At 61.2% G+C, this 18875-nt stretch carries 15 protein-coding genes; 8 read left to right on the plus strand and 7 right to left on the minus strand.

Going from position 1 to position 18875, the window contains the following annotated elements; translation table 11 throughout:
- Nucleotides 1–89: 89 nt before the first annotated feature.
- On the plus strand, nucleotides 90–959 hold the full coding sequence (locus ABDX87_RS02070) for a LysR family transcriptional regulator (RefSeq protein ID WP_346831351.1): 870 nt from the start codon (nucleotides 90–92) through the stop codon (nucleotides 957–959).
- A gap of 82 nt (nucleotides 960–1041) precedes the next feature.
- On the opposite strand, the gene pqqA is transcribed toward ABDX87_RS02070, so the two are convergent.
- Nucleotides 1042–1113, minus strand: a complete 72-nt coding sequence (gene pqqA / locus ABDX87_RS02075) for a pyrroloquinoline quinone precursor peptide PqqA (protein WP_074750225.1) — start codon at nucleotides 1111–1113, stop codon at nucleotides 1042–1044.
- 417 nt (nucleotides 1114–1530) lie between these two features.
- Between pqqA and ABDX87_RS02080 the strand changes: the two genes are divergently transcribed.
- On the plus strand, nucleotides 1531–3477 hold the full coding sequence (locus ABDX87_RS02080) for a sigma-54-dependent Fis family transcriptional regulator (RefSeq protein ID WP_346831352.1): 1947 nt from the start codon (nucleotides 1531–1533) through the stop codon (nucleotides 3475–3477).
- A 25-nt stretch (nucleotides 3478–3502) separates the two neighbouring features.
- On the opposite strand, the gene ABDX87_RS02085 is transcribed toward ABDX87_RS02080, so the two are convergent.
- The 3 genes from ABDX87_RS02085 to ABDX87_RS02095 all read right to left on the minus strand — a co-directional run bounded on the left by ABDX87_RS02085 (nucleotide 3503) and on the right by ABDX87_RS02095 (nucleotide 8931).
- Nucleotides 3503–4909, minus strand: a complete 1407-nt coding sequence (locus ABDX87_RS02085) for an NAD(P)/FAD-dependent oxidoreductase (protein ID WP_346831353.1) — start codon at nucleotides 4907–4909, stop codon at nucleotides 3503–3505.
- Nucleotides 4910–5119: 210 nt separating this feature from the next.
- A complete protein-coding gene (gene aldA, locus ABDX87_RS02090; protein ID WP_346831354.1) occupies nucleotides 5120–6562 on the minus strand; it encodes an aldehyde dehydrogenase in 1443 nt (480 codons plus the stop codon).
- Nucleotides 6563–6738: 176 nt separating this feature from the next.
- Nucleotides 6739–8931 carry a PQQ-dependent dehydrogenase, methanol/ethanol family gene (locus ABDX87_RS02095; protein WP_346831355.1) on the minus strand — a complete coding sequence of 731 codons (2193 nt, stop codon included), beginning with the start codon at nucleotides 8929–8931 and terminating at the stop codon, nucleotides 6739–6741.
- A gap of 441 nt (nucleotides 8932–9372) precedes the next feature.
- On the opposite strand from ABDX87_RS02095, the gene ABDX87_RS02100 reads away from it, so the two are divergent.
- The 6 genes from ABDX87_RS02100 (at nucleotide 9373) to ABDX87_RS02125 (ending at nucleotide 15114) form a co-directional block, all read left to right on the plus strand.
- On the plus strand, nucleotides 9373–10020 hold the full coding sequence (locus ABDX87_RS02100) for a paraquat-inducible protein A (RefSeq protein WP_346831356.1): 648 nt from the start codon (nucleotides 9373–9375) through the stop codon (nucleotides 10018–10020).
- Entirely contained in the window at nucleotides 10017–10631 is a 615-nt protein-coding gene (locus ABDX87_RS02105; RefSeq protein WP_346831357.1) for a paraquat-inducible protein A, read from the plus strand. The genes ABDX87_RS02100 and ABDX87_RS02105 overlap by 4 nt, the downstream gene beginning before the upstream one ends.
- Complete coding sequence (locus ABDX87_RS02110) at nucleotides 10624–12306, plus strand: intermembrane transport protein PqiB (protein ID WP_346831358.1); 1683 nt, start codon at nucleotides 10624–10626, stop codon at nucleotides 12304–12306. Before ABDX87_RS02105 ends, ABDX87_RS02110 begins: the two co-directional genes overlap by 8 nt.
- Nucleotides 12303–12914 (plus strand): PqiC family protein, encoded by a 612-nt coding sequence (locus ABDX87_RS02115; protein ID WP_346831359.1) that lies wholly within the window; start codon nucleotides 12303–12305, stop codon nucleotides 12912–12914. Before ABDX87_RS02110 ends, ABDX87_RS02115 begins: the two co-directional genes overlap by 4 nt.
- 366 nt (nucleotides 12915–13280) lie before the next feature.
- Nucleotides 13281–13745 carry a helix-turn-helix domain-containing protein gene (locus ABDX87_RS02120; protein ID WP_346831360.1) on the plus strand — a complete coding sequence of 155 codons (465 nt, stop codon included), beginning with the start codon at nucleotides 13281–13283 and terminating at the stop codon, nucleotides 13743–13745.
- A 76-nt stretch (nucleotides 13746–13821) separates the two neighbouring features.
- On the plus strand, nucleotides 13822–15114 hold the full coding sequence (locus ABDX87_RS02125) for an amidase (RefSeq protein ID WP_346831361.1): 1293 nt from the start codon (nucleotides 13822–13824) through the stop codon (nucleotides 15112–15114).
- 107 nt (nucleotides 15115–15221) lie between these two features.
- Here the strand turns inward: ABDX87_RS02125 and araH are convergent, their stop codons facing one another.
- The 3 genes from araH to ABDX87_RS02140 form a co-directional block, all read right to left on the minus strand.
- Nucleotides 15222–16187: an L-arabinose ABC transporter permease AraH gene (gene araH, locus ABDX87_RS02130; RefSeq protein ID WP_346831362.1), complete on the minus strand. Its 966-nt coding sequence runs from the start codon at nucleotides 16185–16187 to the stop codon at nucleotides 15222–15224.
- Between the two features lie 41 nt (nucleotides 16188–16228).
- Nucleotides 16229–17758: an L-arabinose ABC transporter ATP-binding protein AraG gene (araG, locus tag ABDX87_RS02135; protein WP_346831363.1), complete on the minus strand. Its 1530-nt coding sequence runs from the start codon at nucleotides 17756–17758 to the stop codon at nucleotides 16229–16231.
- A 94-nt stretch (nucleotides 17759–17852) separates the two neighbouring features.
- Complete coding sequence (locus tag ABDX87_RS02140; RefSeq protein WP_346831364.1) at nucleotides 17853–18857, minus strand: substrate-binding domain-containing protein; 1005 nt, start codon at nucleotides 18855–18857, stop codon at nucleotides 17853–17855.
- Nucleotides 18858–18875: the final 18 nt, after the last annotated feature.

The following is an 18875-nucleotide window of genomic DNA, read 5'->3' on the forward strand; positions in this document are numbered from 1 at the left end:
GGCAGCCGTTGATGGGCTCACTCTAGGGCTGGACCTTTCGCCGCGGCCAATGCTAAAAACGCGGCACTCAATGCGCGGACGGCATCACGATGGAATTGGTCTGGCTGGAAGATTTCAATGCGTTGGCGCAGAGCGGCAACTTTTCTCGCGCGGCGGAACTGCGTCATGTGACCCAACCGGCGTTCAGCCGAAGGATCCGTGCGCTGGAGACGTGGGTCGGCGTGGACCTGTTCGAACGCACCACACAGGGCGCAACGTTGACCGATGCCGGGCGACACATGCTCGGCAGCGCGCAGGAAATGACCCGACGGCTCTATCAGATGCGTCAGGAAGCCCGCGAAGTCGCCGGCAAACAGGCACGGACGCTGCACTTTGCCGCCACGCACTCACTGTCGTTCACGTTTTTCCCCGGCTGGGTTCGGGCGGCGGAACGTACCAGCCCGATCGAGGCGATACGGCTGCACTCGGACAACATGCGGGTCTGCGAGCAGATGCTGCTCGGCGGCGAAGTGCAGTTTCTGCTGTGTCACCAGCACCCGGATGTGCCGCCGCAATTTCCCGCCGAATCCTTCCATTCGAAAGTGGTGGGCAGCGATCTTCTGATGCCGTTGCAGGCGCAGCAGTTTGAACACGCGCCTGTCACCGAATCGCTGTCATTGCTGGGTTACACGGCGGAATCCGGGCTTGGGCGAATCGTATCGGCGCGCCTGCGGCAGGAGGCACAACCACCCCATCTGCACACGGTGTTCAGCTCGCATCTGGCGGCCGTTCTGCTGTCGATGGCACTGGAGGGCAAAGGCTTTGCCTGGCTGCCGAAAACACTGGCCGAACCCGAACTCGTCAGCGGCAAGCTGGTTCGTGCGCTGGACGCGCACTGGGACATTGCGCTGGAGGTCCGCCTGTTCAGACCCGCCATGGCCCTGAGCGATTTTGCTGAGGATTTCTGGGCGAAACTCTAGCCATCTGGCCCCTCGAGCGCGGGGTGCAACGACCACGAAAAAGCCCCGACAACCTGAAATTGCCGGGGCTCTCGTCTAGGGTTCAACGGCTGGCGAAGTACATCGTGACTTCAAAGCCGATGCGCAGATCGGTGTAGGTCGGTTTGGTCCACATAAGCAACACTCCCTGGCGACACCGGGACAGTCCGGTGGCTCAGTTATACGCCAATGTCTACGCGTCGCAAGGCCTGAGGCCGCCCGCCCCGGCGTTGACCTTTATCGCCAGCGCAACACGGTCGCTACACCTGTCGCATCGCTGGGACGGACGTTGCGCAACGGAACGGGTGGATGTAAACCATTTGGCCGTGCAGCAGCGGCCTTGCGCTCATAGCCCGTAGGCCGGTACGGGTTTTGCTGCGGTGTCAGTGCGTCGCTGGATTATTTTTTGTAACAGGCGATATTTTCGGTAACGGCTAGTCTGAAGCATTACGCCCGCCGCCGAGAACCTTCGCGGCCTCACTCGTTGAGCACTGAAGAACAATAATTCATGCGCTGTCGCCGCCAGGTCGCAGACGCATCAGGAGAGAACGCCATGTCCTTGCAGACCACGGGAACCGGTCCCGCTGATCTCAATGCCTTTGTCGGAGACTACTTCCCCGACCGCAGCCTGCCCTCCGATGGCCTGATCGTGCAGTCGTGGTACCGCAGCGTCGTGGAGCACGGCCTGGAACCCGCCGCACGCGGCAACAAGGTGGTACTCAGTGCCGCAGAGATCCATCGCCATCAGGACTTTCACCACGACTATATGTCCATTGCCGGCCAAGGCGTCAGCGGGCTGGCAAAACGCGTAGGCCAGGCCGGTTTTGCCGTGTTGCTCAGCGACGAGCACGGCATCGCCCTTGACTCTCGCGTGCCCACGACCGGCAGCGCGTATGCCGATTCGGGGTTGATCATCGGCTCACGCTGGGACGAGTCGCTGGTCGGCACCAACGGCATCGGCACGGGCCTGGCCTCGGGCTGCGCGCTGATCATTCACCGGGACGAACACTTTCTGCGTGAGAACGACCGACTGAGCTGCTCCGTGTCGCCGATCTTCGATTCGCTGGGCAATGTGCGCGGCTGCCTGAATGCCTCATGCCTGAACAGCAACGGTCCGAAAGAGGCGCAGTACCTGACCCTGCAACTGGTGATCATGTACGCGCGGATGATCGAAAACGCGTATTTCCGTCACAGCCACCGCAATACGTTGACGCTGATGATCAAGCCGTGCGACGAGATCAGCGACCTGGCCAACGAGCAGCTACTGGCGCTGGACGATCAAGGACGGGTCATCGGCGCCAACCGCGCCGCCTTCGTCGAACACGAAACCCACGGCCACGGCCTGCTGCTCGGACGCAAGCTCAGTGAGCTGCTACCGGTGGACGTCGACGAGCTGCTGCGTCTGAACAACGGTGGCGCCAATGCGACTCGCCTGCGCATTGGCACGCGTCTGGTGGAGGTCGGGCTGCGCATGCCGGTCAAGGTTCACTCCGCCAAACCTGTCGACAGTCGCCCGCCCGCCGTGATCCACCGCGCGCCGACCCTGGACCAGCTCAGTGGCGCCGACGTTCGCCTGCAGCAGAGTGTGGCGCGTTTGTACAAGGTGCTGGACAAGGACCTGCCGATTCTCATCAACGGCGAAACCGGCACCGGCAAAGAAGCCTTTGCCCGTGCAATTCATCTGGCGAGCCGACGGCGGGCCGGGCCGTTTGTCGCGCTCAATTGCGCGGCGATTCCCGAAACCCTGATCGAAAGCGAACTGTTCGGCTACCGCAGCGGAAGCTTCACCGGGGCCAACAAGAAAGGCATGAAGGGCAAACTAGAAATCGCCAATGGTGGAACGTTGTTTCTCGATGAAATCGGCGACATGCCCGCTCACCTGCAAACCCGTTTGTTACGCGTGCTCGCTGAGCGTGAAATCTCGCCGCTGGGTGCTGACACGCCGCTGCCCCTGGATATTCAGGTGATCTCGGCAACCCATCAAAACCTTTCACAGATGATCGCCGGCAAGGCGTTCCGGGAAGACCTGTTCTATCGCCTCAACGGCATGTCGCTGCAACTCCCTGCGTTACGCGAACGCAGCGATATCCGGTCATTGATCGAAACGGTCCTGCGCGATCAGCCCGGAGGGGAATACTGCCGGATCGACACCGCCAGCCTGTCGCTGCTGAGCCGGTACGCCTGGCCAGGCAACATCCGCCAGTTGATCAACGTGCTGCGTTATGCCGTCGCGCTGGCGGAAGACGGCAGGATCACCACCGATTGCCTGCCTGCGGACGTGATCGATCAGGAGCAGGCTGTTCACTGGCCCGCGCCTGCCGAAACCCGACCGCCTTTGGCGCGATTGACCGCCGACGATGAAGGCCAGCACCTGCTGGACGCCTTACGCCGTCATCAATGGAACATCACCGCCGTGGCCGATGAGTTCGCGGTGGCGAGGTCGACGCTGTATCGCAAGATGAAAAAGTACCGGATCGTGGCGCCTAACCGGCTGACCTGAAGGACGCATCAGGCCGGTCAGTGACCTACTTCATGAACCCCTCCATGAAGTCGGCCACACCGCTGGCGATCTTTCGCCGCCAAGGGGGTGTCGAAGGATCGGCCAGGGTCTGATCCTCGTGCACAAAACTGCGAATGATCGCGTTGTAGCCCAACCAGCGGCAGGGTTCAGGCTCCCAACCCTTGAGTCGGTTCAGCCCGCCATCGCGGATCACCCACGGCTGACGTACCAGCGGCGTGTCGCGCGCCAGCATCAGGTCGGCCAGGGTCCGACCGCCCAGGTTGCTGGCGCCCACACCCTCTCCGCCGTACCCGCCGGACAGGGCAATCCCGCTGGCGTGATCGCAGAGCATGTGGGGGTGAAAGCGTCGGGACATGCCCAGGTTGCCGCCCCACGAATGCGTGATTCGGGTGTTTTTCAGTTGAGGGAACAGCTCGCCAAACAGGTAGCGGCGCAACTGGACCTCACTGTCGGTCAGGTCGAAGTTTTCTCGCAGGCGTCCGCCAAACTGATACCCACCACGCGCGCCGAACACCAGTCGGTCGTCCATGGACCGCTGGCCGTAAGTCACCTGCCGACTGTTTTCACCAAAGGCCTGGCCGTGACTCAGCCCGATCTCGTCCCAGACACTCGCGGGCAGCGGTTCGGTGGCAACGAGCAGGCTTTGTACCGGCAGCTGATAGCGGTCCAGCGGCGGCAGTTTCGCGGCGTAACCTTCAACCGCAGGCACCACCCACCGGCTGCGGACCTGACCGTGCGCAGTCGATACCTGCCCTGATCGCCAGTCAATGGCGGGGGTGTTCTCGTAGATGCGCACGCCCATGGCCTCGACCGCACGGGCCAGCCCGCGCACCAGTCTGGCCGGCTGAATCGTCGCCAAATGGGAATAATGAATCGCGCCATAGGGACGTGCGATACGCAGCTGCCCGGCCAATTGGTCGGGGCTCAGCCAGCGATAATCAGCCTCGGTCAGCCCTTGCTTGTGAAGCTTGTCCAGGTACTCGCGCAGGGTGCGTTCCTGTTCCGGATAACGCGCGGCGCAATACAACGCGCCGCCCTTGCGGTAATCGCAATCGATGCTCTCACGGTCGATGACGGCCTTGACCTCATCAGGGATGCCGAACAGCAGGTCGTACGAAGCGCGACGATCCTCAGCCGAAAGGCCGGCGAGCATACGGTCCTCCCCGAGCAGATTACCCATTACCCAGCCACCATTGCGGCCCGAAGCACCGAAGCCGGCGGTTTGACCTTCGATGATGACGACGTTCAGATCAGGCGCCTGACGCTTGAGGTAATAGGCCGTCCACAGCCCGGTGTAACCCGCGCCAATGATTGCCACGTCGACGTCGAGATCCTCGTGCAACGAAGCGCGAGGCGACAAGGGTTCGTCGAGCTGGTCCATCCATAAACTGATCGTTTGCCACGCAGGCATTGCAGCACTCCATCGACTTCGGCAGGTGGCGTTGATCCTAGCCGTGATGTCAAAAAATGTCTTGTACGCGGGTGTTTACGGTTGGGCCTGCCGTCGGCGTGACGGCAGGCCCACGTGCGACCGTGTGGGGGTCCAGGATGCTGACGCCCACAGGTCAGAGGCACACGCGAATCGTGCGATCCGTCGTGATGAATGGCTTAACAAGCCCGATCAGATCTGGATGTACACCACATGCGTATGCGTGAACTCGTACACGCCATGCTTGCCATCCGCGCCGCCGATCCCGGATTTGCGAACCCCGGCATGGAAACCCTGCATTGCCTCGAAGTTCTCACGGTTGATGTACGTCTCGCCGAAGTCGATCTCGTTGCAGGCGCGCATCGCGGCGGTCAGGTCGCGGGTGTAGATCGAGGATGTCAGGCCGTATTCGCAGTCGTTGGCCAACGCGATGGCTTCGTCCAGGTCGTCGACGATCTGGATCGGCAGCACCGGGCCGAAAATCTCCTGACGCATGACTTCCATGTCCTGACGGCAATTGGCAAGCACGGTCGGCTGGTAGTGAAAGCCCTTGCCGTTCTTGTCGGCAATGGCACCACCGGTGATGACCTGCGCGCCGTCGCTGACCGCCGTCTTGACCATCTGAGCCACCTTGTCCAGGCCCGCCTTGTTGACCAGCGGCCCCATGTCCAGCCCCTCTTCGGTCAGCGGATCGCCGTATTTGGTCGCCGCCATGGCCGCGCTGACCAGCTCGACGAACTGATCGGCGACTTTGCGTTCGACGTAGACCCGCTCGGCGCAGTTGCAGACCTGTCCGGTATTGATCACCCGGGATGCGGTAATCGCTTTCACGGCCAGTCCCAGGTCGGCATCGGCCAGCACAATGGCCGGGGCTTTGCCGCCCAGCTCCAGGTTCAGCTTGGTGATGTTGTGCGCCGCGGCCGCCATGATGCGCTGGCCGGTAGCGACGCTGCCGGTAAAGTTGACCATGTCCACGGCGGCACTGGCGCTGAGCGCATTGCCCACGGTGGCGCCCCTGCCTGAAACGATGTTGACGACGCCTTTGGGCAGGTCAGTCTCAGCCAGCAGCCTGGCGAACTCGAAGCAATTGATCGGCGTTTCTTCGCTCGGTTTGATGACGATCGTGTTGCCGGTGATCAACGCCGGGGCGAGCTTGCGGGCAATGAGAAAGAACGGGAAGTTCCACGGCAGGATTCCGGCCACTACGCCCAGCGGTTTGCGGAACACGAAGATGTTTTCGCCAGGCCGGTCGCTGGTGAGGATTTCCCCTTCCAGACGACGGCCCCATTCAGCCATGTAGTCCAGATAGTCCGCCGTGAAGTTGACCTCCACCCGCGCCAGCCCCAGCACCTTGCCCTGCTCGGCAGTGATGATCCGCGCCAGGCGCTCGGCGTTGTCGCGCACCTTTGTTGCGATCCGGCGTAGGTAACCGGCGCGTTCGTTGGCCGGTTTGCGTGCCCAGCCCTTTTGCGCCGTGCGGGCGGCCGCAATGGCGCGCTCGACCTCACTGAGGCTGGTTTCAGGCACCGACCCCAGCAGCTCGCCGTTGGCCGGGTTGAAGACCTCGATCAGGTTGTCGCCCGCGCTGAAGGCGCCGTCGATGTAACTTTGGTAAATCGGAAGAGAATTGCCCATGAGTGCTGCCTCTGCTGATTGATTGTTCTGTAGCGTTCCTTCCAGAACGCATCTGATCTGCTGTGGGAGCGAATTCATTCGCGAGACGGCCGTCTACCGACACACTCGCATCGCCGGGCCGCTTTCTTCGCGAATGAATACGCGCCCACAGGTCTCTGCCACCGCTGATGTCGGGTTTACTGAGTCGCCGCAGTCTTGGCCGACGCCATTTCTTTCTTCAGGTCGTTAGCGCGCTTGATGATGTATTGATGGACCAGCTCCACTTCGTCCGGCTTGAGTTCTTCGGCAAACGACGGCATGCCGTCATTGACCCGGCCGCCATACACAATTCCGAGGAACATCTGGTGGTTTTCCTTGCTGAGCATGCGCAAGTCCGGCAACACCCCACCGCTGATCGCGTTGATGCCGTGACACGTGTCGCAATGGCCGTTGAACAGCGCCCGGCCCTTGTCCACTTGCTCGGTGGTGCCGGTGAACGCAGGAGGATCGACCTTGCGGTCCGCGTATTTGTATTTGAGGTCGGGCAGTTTCGCCGTGCCGCCCAGCTTGTAGGTCAGCACTTGCGCGTTGGGCTTGACCCCGGCACGCAGCGACAGCGCACCGGCGAAGGTCGAAAAAGCTCCGCCCCAACCGGCCATGAACGTCACGTACTGTTCGCCGTCCACCTCGTACGTCACAGGCCCGGCCATCACGCCGGTGTTGGCGGGTTGTTCCCATAACACCTTGCCTTTGTCGGCCGAATAGGCCACTACCCGACCATCCGCCGTGCCCTCGAACAACAGATTGCCTGCAGTACTCAAGGTGCCGCCATTGAAGATCGTCGAGTACGGCACTTCCCAGCGCGCTTCCTGCTTGAGCGGGTCCCAGGCAATCAGCTTGCCGGTCCAGGTGTCCGCCAGTTTGCGCAGGCCATCAGGGTCTTCCGGCATCATCCCGGTGTTGACCTGCAGCTGGTACATGCTCTTGAACTTCTTGCGGGGCGGCTGGCCGTCGACGTCCTGGTACAGCGCCGACATGATGTGCGCCGGGATGTAGACCAGGCCCGTTTGCGGGTTGTAGGACATCGGCTGCCAATCGTGGGCGCCCCAGAACGCAGGCTGCACCAGCAGCGCTTTCTTCTCCGGATCGCGCCAGTAGACCGCAGCCTTCTCGTCGACAATCGGCCGGCCGGTCTTCATGTCCACGCCGGTGGCCCAGTTGATCGGCACGATGTTCTTCGCCGACAGCAATTCACCGGTCTTGCGATCAATGACGTAGAAAAAACCGTTCTTGGGCGATTGCATCAGCACCTGACGCATTTTGCCGTCGATCTTCAGGTCCGCGAGCATGATGTGGGCGGTCGCGGTGAAGTCCCACGCGTCCCCCGGGGTGGTCTGGTAATGCCAGACGTACTCGCCGTTGTCCGGGTTGATCGCAACGATGGACGACAGGAACAGATTGTCGCCCTTGCCTTCGGACCGCAGCCGAGGGTTCCACGACGAAGCGTTGCCCACGCCGATGTACAGCAGATTGAGTTTCGGGTCGTAGGACATGGAGTCCCAGACGGTACCGCCGCCGCCCTGCTCGACGAACTTGTCGCCAAACCAGGTTTTGCTGGCGATCTCCATGGCCTTGTTTTCCGGCGGCAGTTTCGGATCACCCGGCACGGTAAAGAACCGCCAGTCCTGCTTGCCGGTGTTCGCATCGTAAGCGGTGATGTAACCGCGCACCCCGTATTCGGCGCCGCCGTTGCCGATGATGACCTTGCCCTTCACCACGCGCGGCGCGCCGGTAATGGTAATGGAGCGGTCCGGGCTGGTCCGGGTGTCCACCGACCAGACCTTCTGGCCGGTTTTGGCATCGATGGCTTCAAGACGCCCGTCCAGCACGCCCACGAAGACTTTGCCGTCCCACACTGCCACGCCACGGTTCACCGCGTCGCAACAGGCTTCACCTGCACGACTGCGGTCCGAATGCGGGTCATATTTCCACAGCAGTTTGCCGTTGCGAGCGTCCAGCGCGTAGACCACCGAGAATGGCCCGGTGGTGTACATCACGCCGTCCACCACGATGGGGGTGGCCTCGACGCCCCGGTCGATATCAAGCTTGTATGACCAGGCCAGACCCAGCCCGCTCACGTTGTTGTCGTTGATTTTTTTCAACGGGCTGAAACGTTGCTCGTCGTAGGTCCGCCCGTGGCTCATCCAGTTGCCCGGCTCCTGATCGGCGGCGCTGATTCGTGCGCCGTCGACAGCGGCAGGCTGCTCGGCAGCAAGGCTTGAGGAAATGAAGCCGCCTTGGGACACGAAAGCGACTCCCAGCGCGACGGCGCTGACAAACAGGCGGGGCGGTGTGCCGGAAAGGCGAAGGTGCTGGCCAAATCGGTTCATGTGGCTCTCCGTTCTTATTAGCACCGGGCGCTCGTGTGTCCCGGCTGAACTCGAAAAGAGCAAAGGCTGTGCCACGCCTGAGAAACGTCTGATTTTCAGCCACTTATGACGATTAGCACGAGCGCAGTACACGGCTGTCGCGCTACACTTGTCGCGTTTGGGACAACACAGGCTGCAACAATTTCCGGCCAGGCGTGACAGTCAACCCAGCTGCAATCAAGATTGTTTTTCTAGACTGTCTGGCCACGGCCGAACCCGATGCTGGCATTGTGGTCAATCTCTCATTCGAACTCTCATCAGCGTGCTGTTCATGACCTCAGTCCTCCGTGACACTAACGCGTACAACGCCGCGACCCCCGCGTGCGCGGTACCTCACTCAAGCACGCTATGCTGCAAAGCCGAACTATGGTGAACACCTCCAATCCGCCAACGATGGCCACAATGACCGACCGCGCTGCGACCGATATCCCGTCTCCTCTGGACGATCCCGCACAGTGGATCATCTGCGAGCACTGCGATTCGCTCTACCAGGCTCAACCCCTGAACAAGAGCGAAGCCGCGTATTGTCTGCGGTGTGCGGCCCTGCTCGAACGAGGGCACCGCATGACCATTGAGCAGATGCTGGCGCTGAGCATTGCGGCGGGCATTTTGTTTATCTTCGCCAATGTATTTCCCGTCATCAGTATCAGCATGAAAGGGCTGTACAACGAGGTGACCTTGTGGGGGTCGGTCGAGGCCCTCGCCCAAGGACAGATCACGCTGATCGCGCTGGTTGCAGGGCTGGCCATCATCCTCGCCCCGGCCCTGCAGATCGCCCTGCTGTTCTGGGTCCTGGTCCATGCGCACCGCAACGAAATCGCTCCGGGCTTCAAGACCTGCATGCGCACCCTTGAACACTTGCGCCCCTGGAGCATGCTTGAGGTCTGCCTGCTCGGCATTCTGGTGGCGATCATCAAGCTGGCTGGCATGCTGGACGTGCATCCCGGCGTTGGGCTGTGGGCCATGGCGATGCTAATGGTGCTGATCCTGCTGATTGCCGGCAAAGACATCCGCAGGCTGTGGAACGAGTTGGGAGTGGAGCCCGAATGAACGGCATTCCTTTCGCCCGTGAGCACAAGGTTACCCTCTGCCATGTATGCAGCTACGTGTGTCCGCAGGACGCCCACGAGTGTCCGCGTTGCGACTCCGCCGTGCACACGCGCAAACCCAACAGCCTGATCCGGACGTGGGCCTTTCTGATCGCCGGCCTGATTTTCTACATCCCGGCGAACGTATTGCCCGTGATGTTCACGACCCTGCTGGGCAGCGCCAGCGAAAATACCATCATGAGTGGTGTGATCGAGTTCGCCGAAGGTGGCTCCTGGGACATCGCCATCCTGATTTTCATCGCCAGCGTGCTAGTGCCCTGCATCAAGTTTCTGGTGCTGGGGATGCTGTTGATTACCTGCCAGCGTCGCAGCCAGTGGGCGATGCGCGAGCGCTCACGGCTTTATCGGTTCATCGAGTTGATTGGCTACTGGTCGATGCTCGACGTGTTGGTGGTCGCCCTGGTGGCGGCGCTGGTTCAGTTTCGCGGGCTCAGCACCATCGAGCCACGGCTGGGCATCCTGTTCTTTGGTTTAGTGGTGGTCATGACGATGTTGGCCGCCATGAGTTTCGATCCCCGGCTCATCTGGGACGCAGAGGTTGAAGATGTCTGATAACACGCTACCCCCGTCAGCGCCGGCGCCCGTACGACCGCAGGTCAAGGCGCGCAAGGCCCGCATTTCACTGGTCTGGCTGGTACCGATCGTTGCCGGTGTCATCGGGCTTTCGATGGTCATTCATGACTTCCTCAACGTCGGCCCCAAGGTCGTGGTGAGTTTTCAGACCGCCGAAGGTCTGGAAGCCAAGAAGACACAGGTCAAATACAAGAACGTGGTGATCGGGACGGTGACCGACATCACGCTCAGCGATGACCGCACACACGTTCTGGCAACCATCGAACTGAACCAGTCGGCTGCGCCGTTTACCCGTGCAGACTCCCAATACTGGGTGGTACGTCCGCGCATCGGCGCGCATGGCATCTCCGGGGTCGACACCTTGCTGTCCGGCGCATTCATCGGCGCCGACGCGGGCAGCTCGGACAAGACCGAGAAGAATTTCACCGGCCTTGAAAACCCGCCGCCCGTGACCTTTGGCGAGAAAGGCAAACGCTTCATCCTGCACACCGACGACCTGGGCTCGCTCGACATCGGCTCGCCCATCTACTTCCGCCGCATTCAGGTTGGCCAGGTCGTCGCGTACGAGCTCGCCAAGGACGGCAAAGGCGTCGATGTCGAGATTTTCATCAATTCGCCCAATGACAAATACGTACTCGACGACTCACGCTTCTGGAACGCCAGCGGGGTCGACGTCAGCGTGGGCGCGGCAGGCCTGAAGGTCTCGACACAATCGCTGACCTCGATCATTTCCGGCGGCATCGCATTCCGTGAGCCGAAATACAGCCCGGACGCCAAGCCTGCGCAAAGCAATGCCGAGTTCAAGCTGTTCGAAGACCAGGCCACCGCCCTGGCGCCGCCGGATGGCGAACCCAAGTACATCCGCATGCGCTTCAACCAGTCGCTGCGGGGGCTGGTGGTCAATGCGCCGGTGGATTTTCTGGGCGTGAACATTGGCCGGGTGGTCTCGGTCGATCTGGATTATGACGCAGCGACCCGCACCTTCCCCGGAGTAGTCGGTGCCGTGATTTATCCTCAGCGCCTCGGCGCCGCCAACGACAAGCTCAAGGAGCAGGCCGGCGGTGGCGATGAAGAGGAGCAGACCTCGCGCATTCTGGGTGGCTTCGTGGAACGCGGGCTCCGCGCTCAGGTGCGCACCGGCAACCTGCTGACGGGCCAGCTTTATGTGGCCATGGACTTCGACCCGAAAGCCCCGAAGATCACGTACAACGCCAAAGCCCGCCCGCTGGAAATCCCCACCGTGGGCGGCAGTTTCGACAAGCTGCAGGAGCAGTTGCAGGCGTTCGTCGACAAGCTGGGGAAAATCCCGATCGACGAGTTGGCGACCAACTTGAACGGCAGCCTGGTTGAACTGCAAAAAACCATGAAGCAGGTCAATACAGACATCCTTCCGCAAATGCGCGGCACGCTGCAGCAAGCGCAGAAAACCATCGGGACCGCCAATTCGGCATTCTCCGAAGATTCGCCAGCGCGTCAGCAACTGGGTCAGGCGATGGAAGAAGTCCAGCGCACGGCCCGTTCGGTCCGCGTGCTGACAGACTTCCTCAGTCGCCATCCTGAGTCGCTGATCCGCGGCCGTTCCGGCGATGCCGCACCCGGCTCGTACAAAGGTTCTTCTTCTTCCCGTGAAATCGCTCCGGAGCCTGCCCAATGACTGTGCGCAAACACCTGTTGACCCTGGCCTGCGCGTTGAGCCTTGGCGCCTGTTCGTCGACGCCGACGCATTACTACACCCTGATCACGCCGCCCACCCAGGCACCGGCGAACACCGCGCAAGCGCCCTTCCAGTTCGAGATGCAGCCAGTGCTGATGGCCGTACAAGTGGATCAGCCGCCGCTGGTGGTCCGTCAGGGCGATAGCAGTCTGGCCATTCTGGAGAATGAACGGTGGGGCGCGCCGTTGGGCGACGAGTTCCACGACGCGTTGACCGGAGAACTGGAGCGGCGGTTTGGTTCCCGCGACCTGGCGGGCTTGCCCAAGCAGACCGACGAGCCGGTGTTGTCGGTGCGCACCGATGTAAGACGTTTTGAATCGGTGCTCGACCATTACGCAATGATTGACGTCGTCTGGAACCTGAGCCTGCGCAACAGCGGTAACAAACGACAGACACTGACCTGCAGCAGTGTCATTCGCCAGCCCGCGGGTGTCGGCATGGAGAGCCTGGTCCTGGCGCATCAAAAAGCGGTATCCAGTCTGGCCGACGTCATTGCCAGAACCGCCAATGCATGGGCGCGTCAACCCACTTCCCGGTGTCCGTCTTGAAACACGGCGAGTGCCGGACCTGAAACTCCCGATGGCCTGATAGCCCCGAACGCAGTGTTCGGGGCGTTGTTCAAACCTAGGCCTGTCGCCCTCTAAAACCTTTATAAAATCAAGCACAAGCACAATTCTTGTAACATGTGCTTCAAAGGCTGATAAGAACCCTTCGCGAAACCCACCCAAATGGGTTCAAAAACCGCCTCAGCGACCGAAAAGCCCCATCCAACGGAATGTGCGGCTACACTACTGATCGCTACCGTCGCAAAAAACCGTACGTGATCACACCCATTTCGTAAGTGTGCGCGTGAAAGGCACCCCGCCAGGTCGCTTTTCAACACGACGGTCAGTCGTTAAGCCATGGAGAAATATATGACCGGGATAGGTCCGAGACTGCGCCAGGAACGCCATCGTCTCAAACTTTCGCAAAGCGCAATGGGCGCAATCGGCGGGGTGGAAACCAACGCACAAGGCAATTACGAAAGTGGCGTGCGATACCCAAAAGCCGATTATCTGCTCCGCCTGATCGACGCTGGCGTGGACATCAACTTTGTCATGACCGGCACCCGGTCACCGGGTATCGGCCCTTTTACGTCAGTGGCTACGCCACCCAGTCCCGTCATCGATGAACATCTGGGCAAGGTCACGCATCAATTGCATCGCAATCTCCACGGCCTCATCGATGCGCTTTACCAGATGACGGTGCTGATCGAGTCCCGGGTGAACGACGCGGCCGACGAATCCGTGAAGATGGAACTCGATACCATTCGATCCGAAGCACAGGCACTCGCGGAAGCCTCCGTCAGACTGATTTTCGTCACCTCGAAACTGAGTTGATCTCGACCAGGCACGGTGTACACGCAACGCACACTGGGGCATGATCCGGGCATCGTCAGACCTTCCGGACAGCACCGTGCCCCTCCTCCGCCACGACCTCACCCAGCTCACCGCCAGCGCCGCCGCTCGCCTGCTTCAACGTCGCGAACTGACCGCGCACGACCTGCTCGGCGCATGCCTTGAGCGCATTCAGCAACGAGAGCCTGACGTTCTGGCCTGGCGCCAGTACGACGCCGACCGTGCGATGGCGCACGCACGAACACTCGACAACGGCCCCCTGCGTGGCCCCTTGCATGGTTTGCCGCTGGGCGTCAAAGACCTGTTCGACACGCGGGACTTTCCTTCCGCCTATGGCTCGGCCATCTACCAGCAGCACCAGCCCGTCAATGACGCGGCGGCTGTCGCGTTGTGCCGGGAAGCCGGTGCAATCGTTGTGGGCAAAACGGTCACCACCGAGTTCGCGACGTTTACGCCCGGTCCGACTCGCAATCCGCATAACCCAGCTCATACACCCGGCGGATCATCGAGCGGGTCGGCCGCTGCGGTGGCCACCCACATGGTGCCGCTCGCGCTGGGCACGCAAACCGCCGCGTCGGTGATTCGACCGGCCGCGTATTGCGGCATCGTGGGCTTCAAGCCCAGCTTTGGTCTGATTCCGCGCGCTGGCATCAAAAGCCTCAGTGAGTCGCTCGACACCGTCGGAGGGTTCGGCCGCAGTGTCGAAGACGTTGCGTTGCTGACTTCGGTAATGGCCAACGCCCCGCAATGGCGTCAACTGCCCCAGGACGCCAAGCCTCGCGTCGGCGTGTGCCGTACACCGCACTGGGACAGCGCCAGCCCGGCCGCACAGCAGGCATTCGAAAACACGGTTGAGCGTCTGGTCAAGGCAGGCGTGCGAGTGGTCGATGTCTCGCTCACCGGCGCCGTCTCGGCACTGACCGAGGTGCACGATCAGGTTATGTGCGCCGAGGCGTTCAAGGCCCTGGCGGATGAACGACTGAACCACCCGGATCAGTTGAGTGAACGTCTGAAGACGATGCTGGAGCATGGTTCACGGGTAACGTTCGAAGACAGCTTGAGACACCGCGCTCAAGTGGCTTCGGCGCGGCATCAAATGGGGCGAGGGTTTGTCGACTACGACCTGCTCCTGACGCCCAGCGCCTGCGGTGAAGCCGAACAAGGCCTTGAGCGCACCGGCGATCCACTGTTCTCGCGGATCTGGAGTCTGCTGGGATTGCCCAGCCTGAACTTGCCGGTCGGGTTCGGGCCGCAAGGTTTGCCGCTGGGCGTGCAGTTGATAGGGCCCGTCATGAGCGACACTGCAACGTTGGCGTTTTGCGCGTGGATCGAGCGACGCCTCAAAGCGTAATGCCCGTGCAGGTGCGCGCTTGCCCGCGAACGCATGCTTTCAGACACCTTCGCGGCATCTGAAAGCACGTAGAGCGGGCAAGCGCGCGCCTACCGTTCGCAGCCAGCTTAGCGACGCTTCATCCGGTCGATGATCACCGCCAGCAACAGGATTGTGCCGCGAATCACATACTGGTAGAAGGTGTCGATGTTCTTCAGGTTCATCGCGTTTTCAATGATCGCCAGAATCAACACCCCGGCAATCACATGACGAATCATGCCGATCCCGCCGCTCAGCGACACACCGCCCAGTACACAGGCAGAAATCACCGTCAGTTCGAAACCCTGACCGACCATGGGCTGACCGGACGTCATGCGCGAGGCCAGCACCACGCCCGCAAGGGCGCCGATGACGCCATGAACGACGAAGATGATGATCTTGGTACGATCGACATGCACGCCTGCCAGCAACGCTGCTTCCTGGTTGCCACCGATGGCCAGCGTGTTGCGACCGTAGGTGGTGTAGTTGAGCAGCCAGCCGAAGAACGCGAAGCACACAACCGTGATCAGGATCGGCACCGGTACGCCGAACAACTGGCCGTTGCCGAACACGAAAAAGGATTCCTCGCCGACGCCGACGGCCTTGCCGTTGGAGAAGATATAAGCCAGACCGCGAACGATCTGCATGGTCGCCAGTGTCGTGATCAGCGCATTGATGCGCAGCTTGGCGATGACGATGCCGTTGATCAGGCCCACCACCAAACCCATGGCCAGCGCCGCAGAGACGCCGAGAAACACGCTGTCGGTATCACGGATGACGATGGCCGCGATAACGCCCGAGCAGGCCAGTACGGAGCCGACCGACAGGTCGAAATGCCCGGAGGCCAGGCAATACAGCATCGTGCAGGCGGCAATGCCGACCGTCGAAATCGCCAGGCCCAAGCCACGCATGTTCAGCGGGGACATGAAGTTGTCGATCAGCAAGGCACAGAGCACGAAGATGCCCAGTGCAGCCAGGAGCATGGCCCAGTCGTCGAAGAATCGACGCATGTTCATGCCCTGGCGGGGAGCCGTCAGGCTGGTTTCGGTTGACATACGCACCTCGTTTTTATTTTTCACTGTCGTGACCAGAGTGTTCAGCCGCGTGTGCGCGGCAGTGCCAATTGCAACAACCGTTGTTCATTGGCCTCGTCGCGAGAAAGCTCGCCGGTGATGGCGCCTTCGCTCATGACCAGAATGCGGTCGGAAATACCCATGACTTCCATCAGATCGCTCGAAACCACGATGACCGCGATGCCATCGGCGGCCAGGTTGTGGATGATCTGGTAGATCTCGGATTTGGCGCCGATATCGATGCCGCGAGTCGGCTCGTCCAACAGCAGGACCTTCATCGGCATCGAGAGCCAGCGACCGAGAATGGCCTTCTGCTGATTGCCCCCTGAAAGGAACAGCATCTGCTGGTCCGGCGAAGGCGTCTTGACGTTCATCGAGCGGATCTGACCCTTGGCGTTTTCCCGCTCCCACTTGCCCTGAATCAGGCAACCCAGGTGCACGTGCCGTGGCCGCGCGCCGATGTTGATGTTCTCGGCGACGCTGGACAGCGGCACGATGCCTTCCTTCTTGCGGTCCTCGGGGCACAGCAGAATTCCGGCGTCGATGGCGTCGCGCGGCGAGCGCAGGTTCAGCGGCTGACCCTCCAGCTGCAACGTGCCGGCCTGACTGCGGGTGAGGCCCGACAGCATGCGGAACAGTTCGGTACGACCCGCGCCGACCAACCCGAAAAAGCCCAGCACCTCGCCCTTCTGCACCGCAAAACTCGCAGGTTCCTGAAGACCCGGACCCAGCAGGCCAGTCACCCGCAGGCTCGGCCCGTGATGCTGACGTGGACGGTAGTTGTAGATGTCCTGAATGTCGCGGCCGACCATACAGGTCACCAGCCGGTCGTGATCCAGTTCGGCCATGTCCTCAAAGGTGCGCACGAAGCGGCCATCCTTGAACACGGTCACGGCATCGCAGACGCGGAAAATTTCTTCCATGCGATGGGACACGTAGAGAATGACTCGGCCTTCGTCGCGCAGCTTGACGATGATCGCCATCAATCGGTCGATTTCCCGCGCAGACAGGCTGCTCGTGGGCTCATCGAACGCGATGACGTGGGCGTTGCGCGACATCGCCTTGGCAATTTCCACCAGCTGGCGCTGTCCCAGAGACAGATCGCCCAGACGGGTGCCCGGATCGATTTCGTCTGCCAGGCCTTTTAGCAGCTCCCGCGCGCGACGAATCATCGCCCGGCGATTGACCATGCCCCAGCGGTTGGGCATATGGCCGAGCAGCAGGTTCTCCGCCACCGACATTTCCGGCACGAGATGCAGTTCCTGGTGAATCACGGCCACGCCAGCGGCAATGCTGTCGGCTGTTGATTTGAAAGCCAGATGCTGATCGCCGATCTGCAGGTCGCCGCTGTTGGGTTGATACGAGCCGCCGAGGATCTTCAGCAGCGTCGATTTGCCCGCGCCGTTCTCGCCCATCAGCGCATGCACGCTGCCTGGCCGAGCTTCGAAATTGATGTCCGACAGGGCCTTCACGCCGGGAAATGTCTTGCCGATCCCGTTGAAGCGCAGGCTGCCGCCGTGCTGCGTTTGTTGTTGAACCGATGCCTGTTGCATGAACCACCTCCACCTCGCTCCGCCCCTCAAGGCGCGGAGCGAGGTCTTGCAGATATCCGCCTGACTTTCAGGCGTCCCGACTCGACTGCCGCGTTTACTTGTACAGACCGATTTTGGTCAGCACGTCCTTGAAGTTGGCGCGGGTGATCAGCGTCACGTCGTCCATCGCGGTGTATTTCGCAGGTTCTTTGCCGGTGGTGACCCACTCGTACATTTGCAGGGCGGTGTTGTAGCCCTCTTTGTCCGGGCTAGGCAGCATCGAGCCGAAGAAGCCGCTTTCCTTCTTCTTCAGTTCGTCGATGGCGTCGGTGCCGTTGATGCCGATACCGATCACGTTGGCCGGGGCGAACCCTGCGCCGGCGGTTGCGCGCACGCCACCGAGTACGGTGTTGTCGTTCATGCCGCCAACGATGAGGTTTTTCGCGCCGCTTGGCAGTTTAGGCAAGGCCGCGTTGGTGGCGTCCATGCTGCCGGGTACGTCGAGGGTTTTCTGCGGGGTGAAGAGGATATGGTCGGCTGGCAGGCCGGCCTTTTTCAGCGCATCGACCGAACCGTCCGTGCGCTTCTTGCCGGTGTCCAGTTCTTCATAGGTGTTGATGATCGCGTAGGTTTCTTTCCAGTCCCATTTGCGATTCTGTGCTTCGGTGGCCATCGCCGCGCCCTGCTTCTGGCCGACTTCGAACGCCGCCATGCCCAGGTACGGCACGTCTTCCATGAACTTGCCTTTGGCGTCGACGAAGCGATCGTCCACTGCCATGACCTTCATGTCGTTTGCCTTGGCTTTGGCAACGATCGATGGGCCGAGGGAAACATCAGGCGGGCAGATGACAAAGCCCTTAACGCCATTGGCGGCCAGGCTGTCGATGGCAGACAGGGTTTTCTCGCCGTCCGGTACGGCAATCTTGATCACTTCGAAACCGTGATCCTTGCCCGCCTTCTCAGCGAAGGCCCATTCGGTCTGGAACCAGGGTTCTTCAGCCTGCTTGACCAGAAATCCGATTTTGACCTTGTCGGCAGCGGATACACCGCCGCTCATGCCCAGAATGGCGGTGGCAACAGCGGCACAGCACAGGGAACGAATCCCGTGGCGACTCAACATAGCTAACTCCTTATTTTT

Origin of the sequence: Pseudomonas abietaniphila (genome assembly GCF_039697315.1) — a bacterium.
In the GTDB taxonomy this organism is placed as follows: domain Bacteria; phylum Pseudomonadota; class Gammaproteobacteria; order Pseudomonadales; family Pseudomonadaceae; genus Aquipseudomonas; species Aquipseudomonas abietaniphila_B.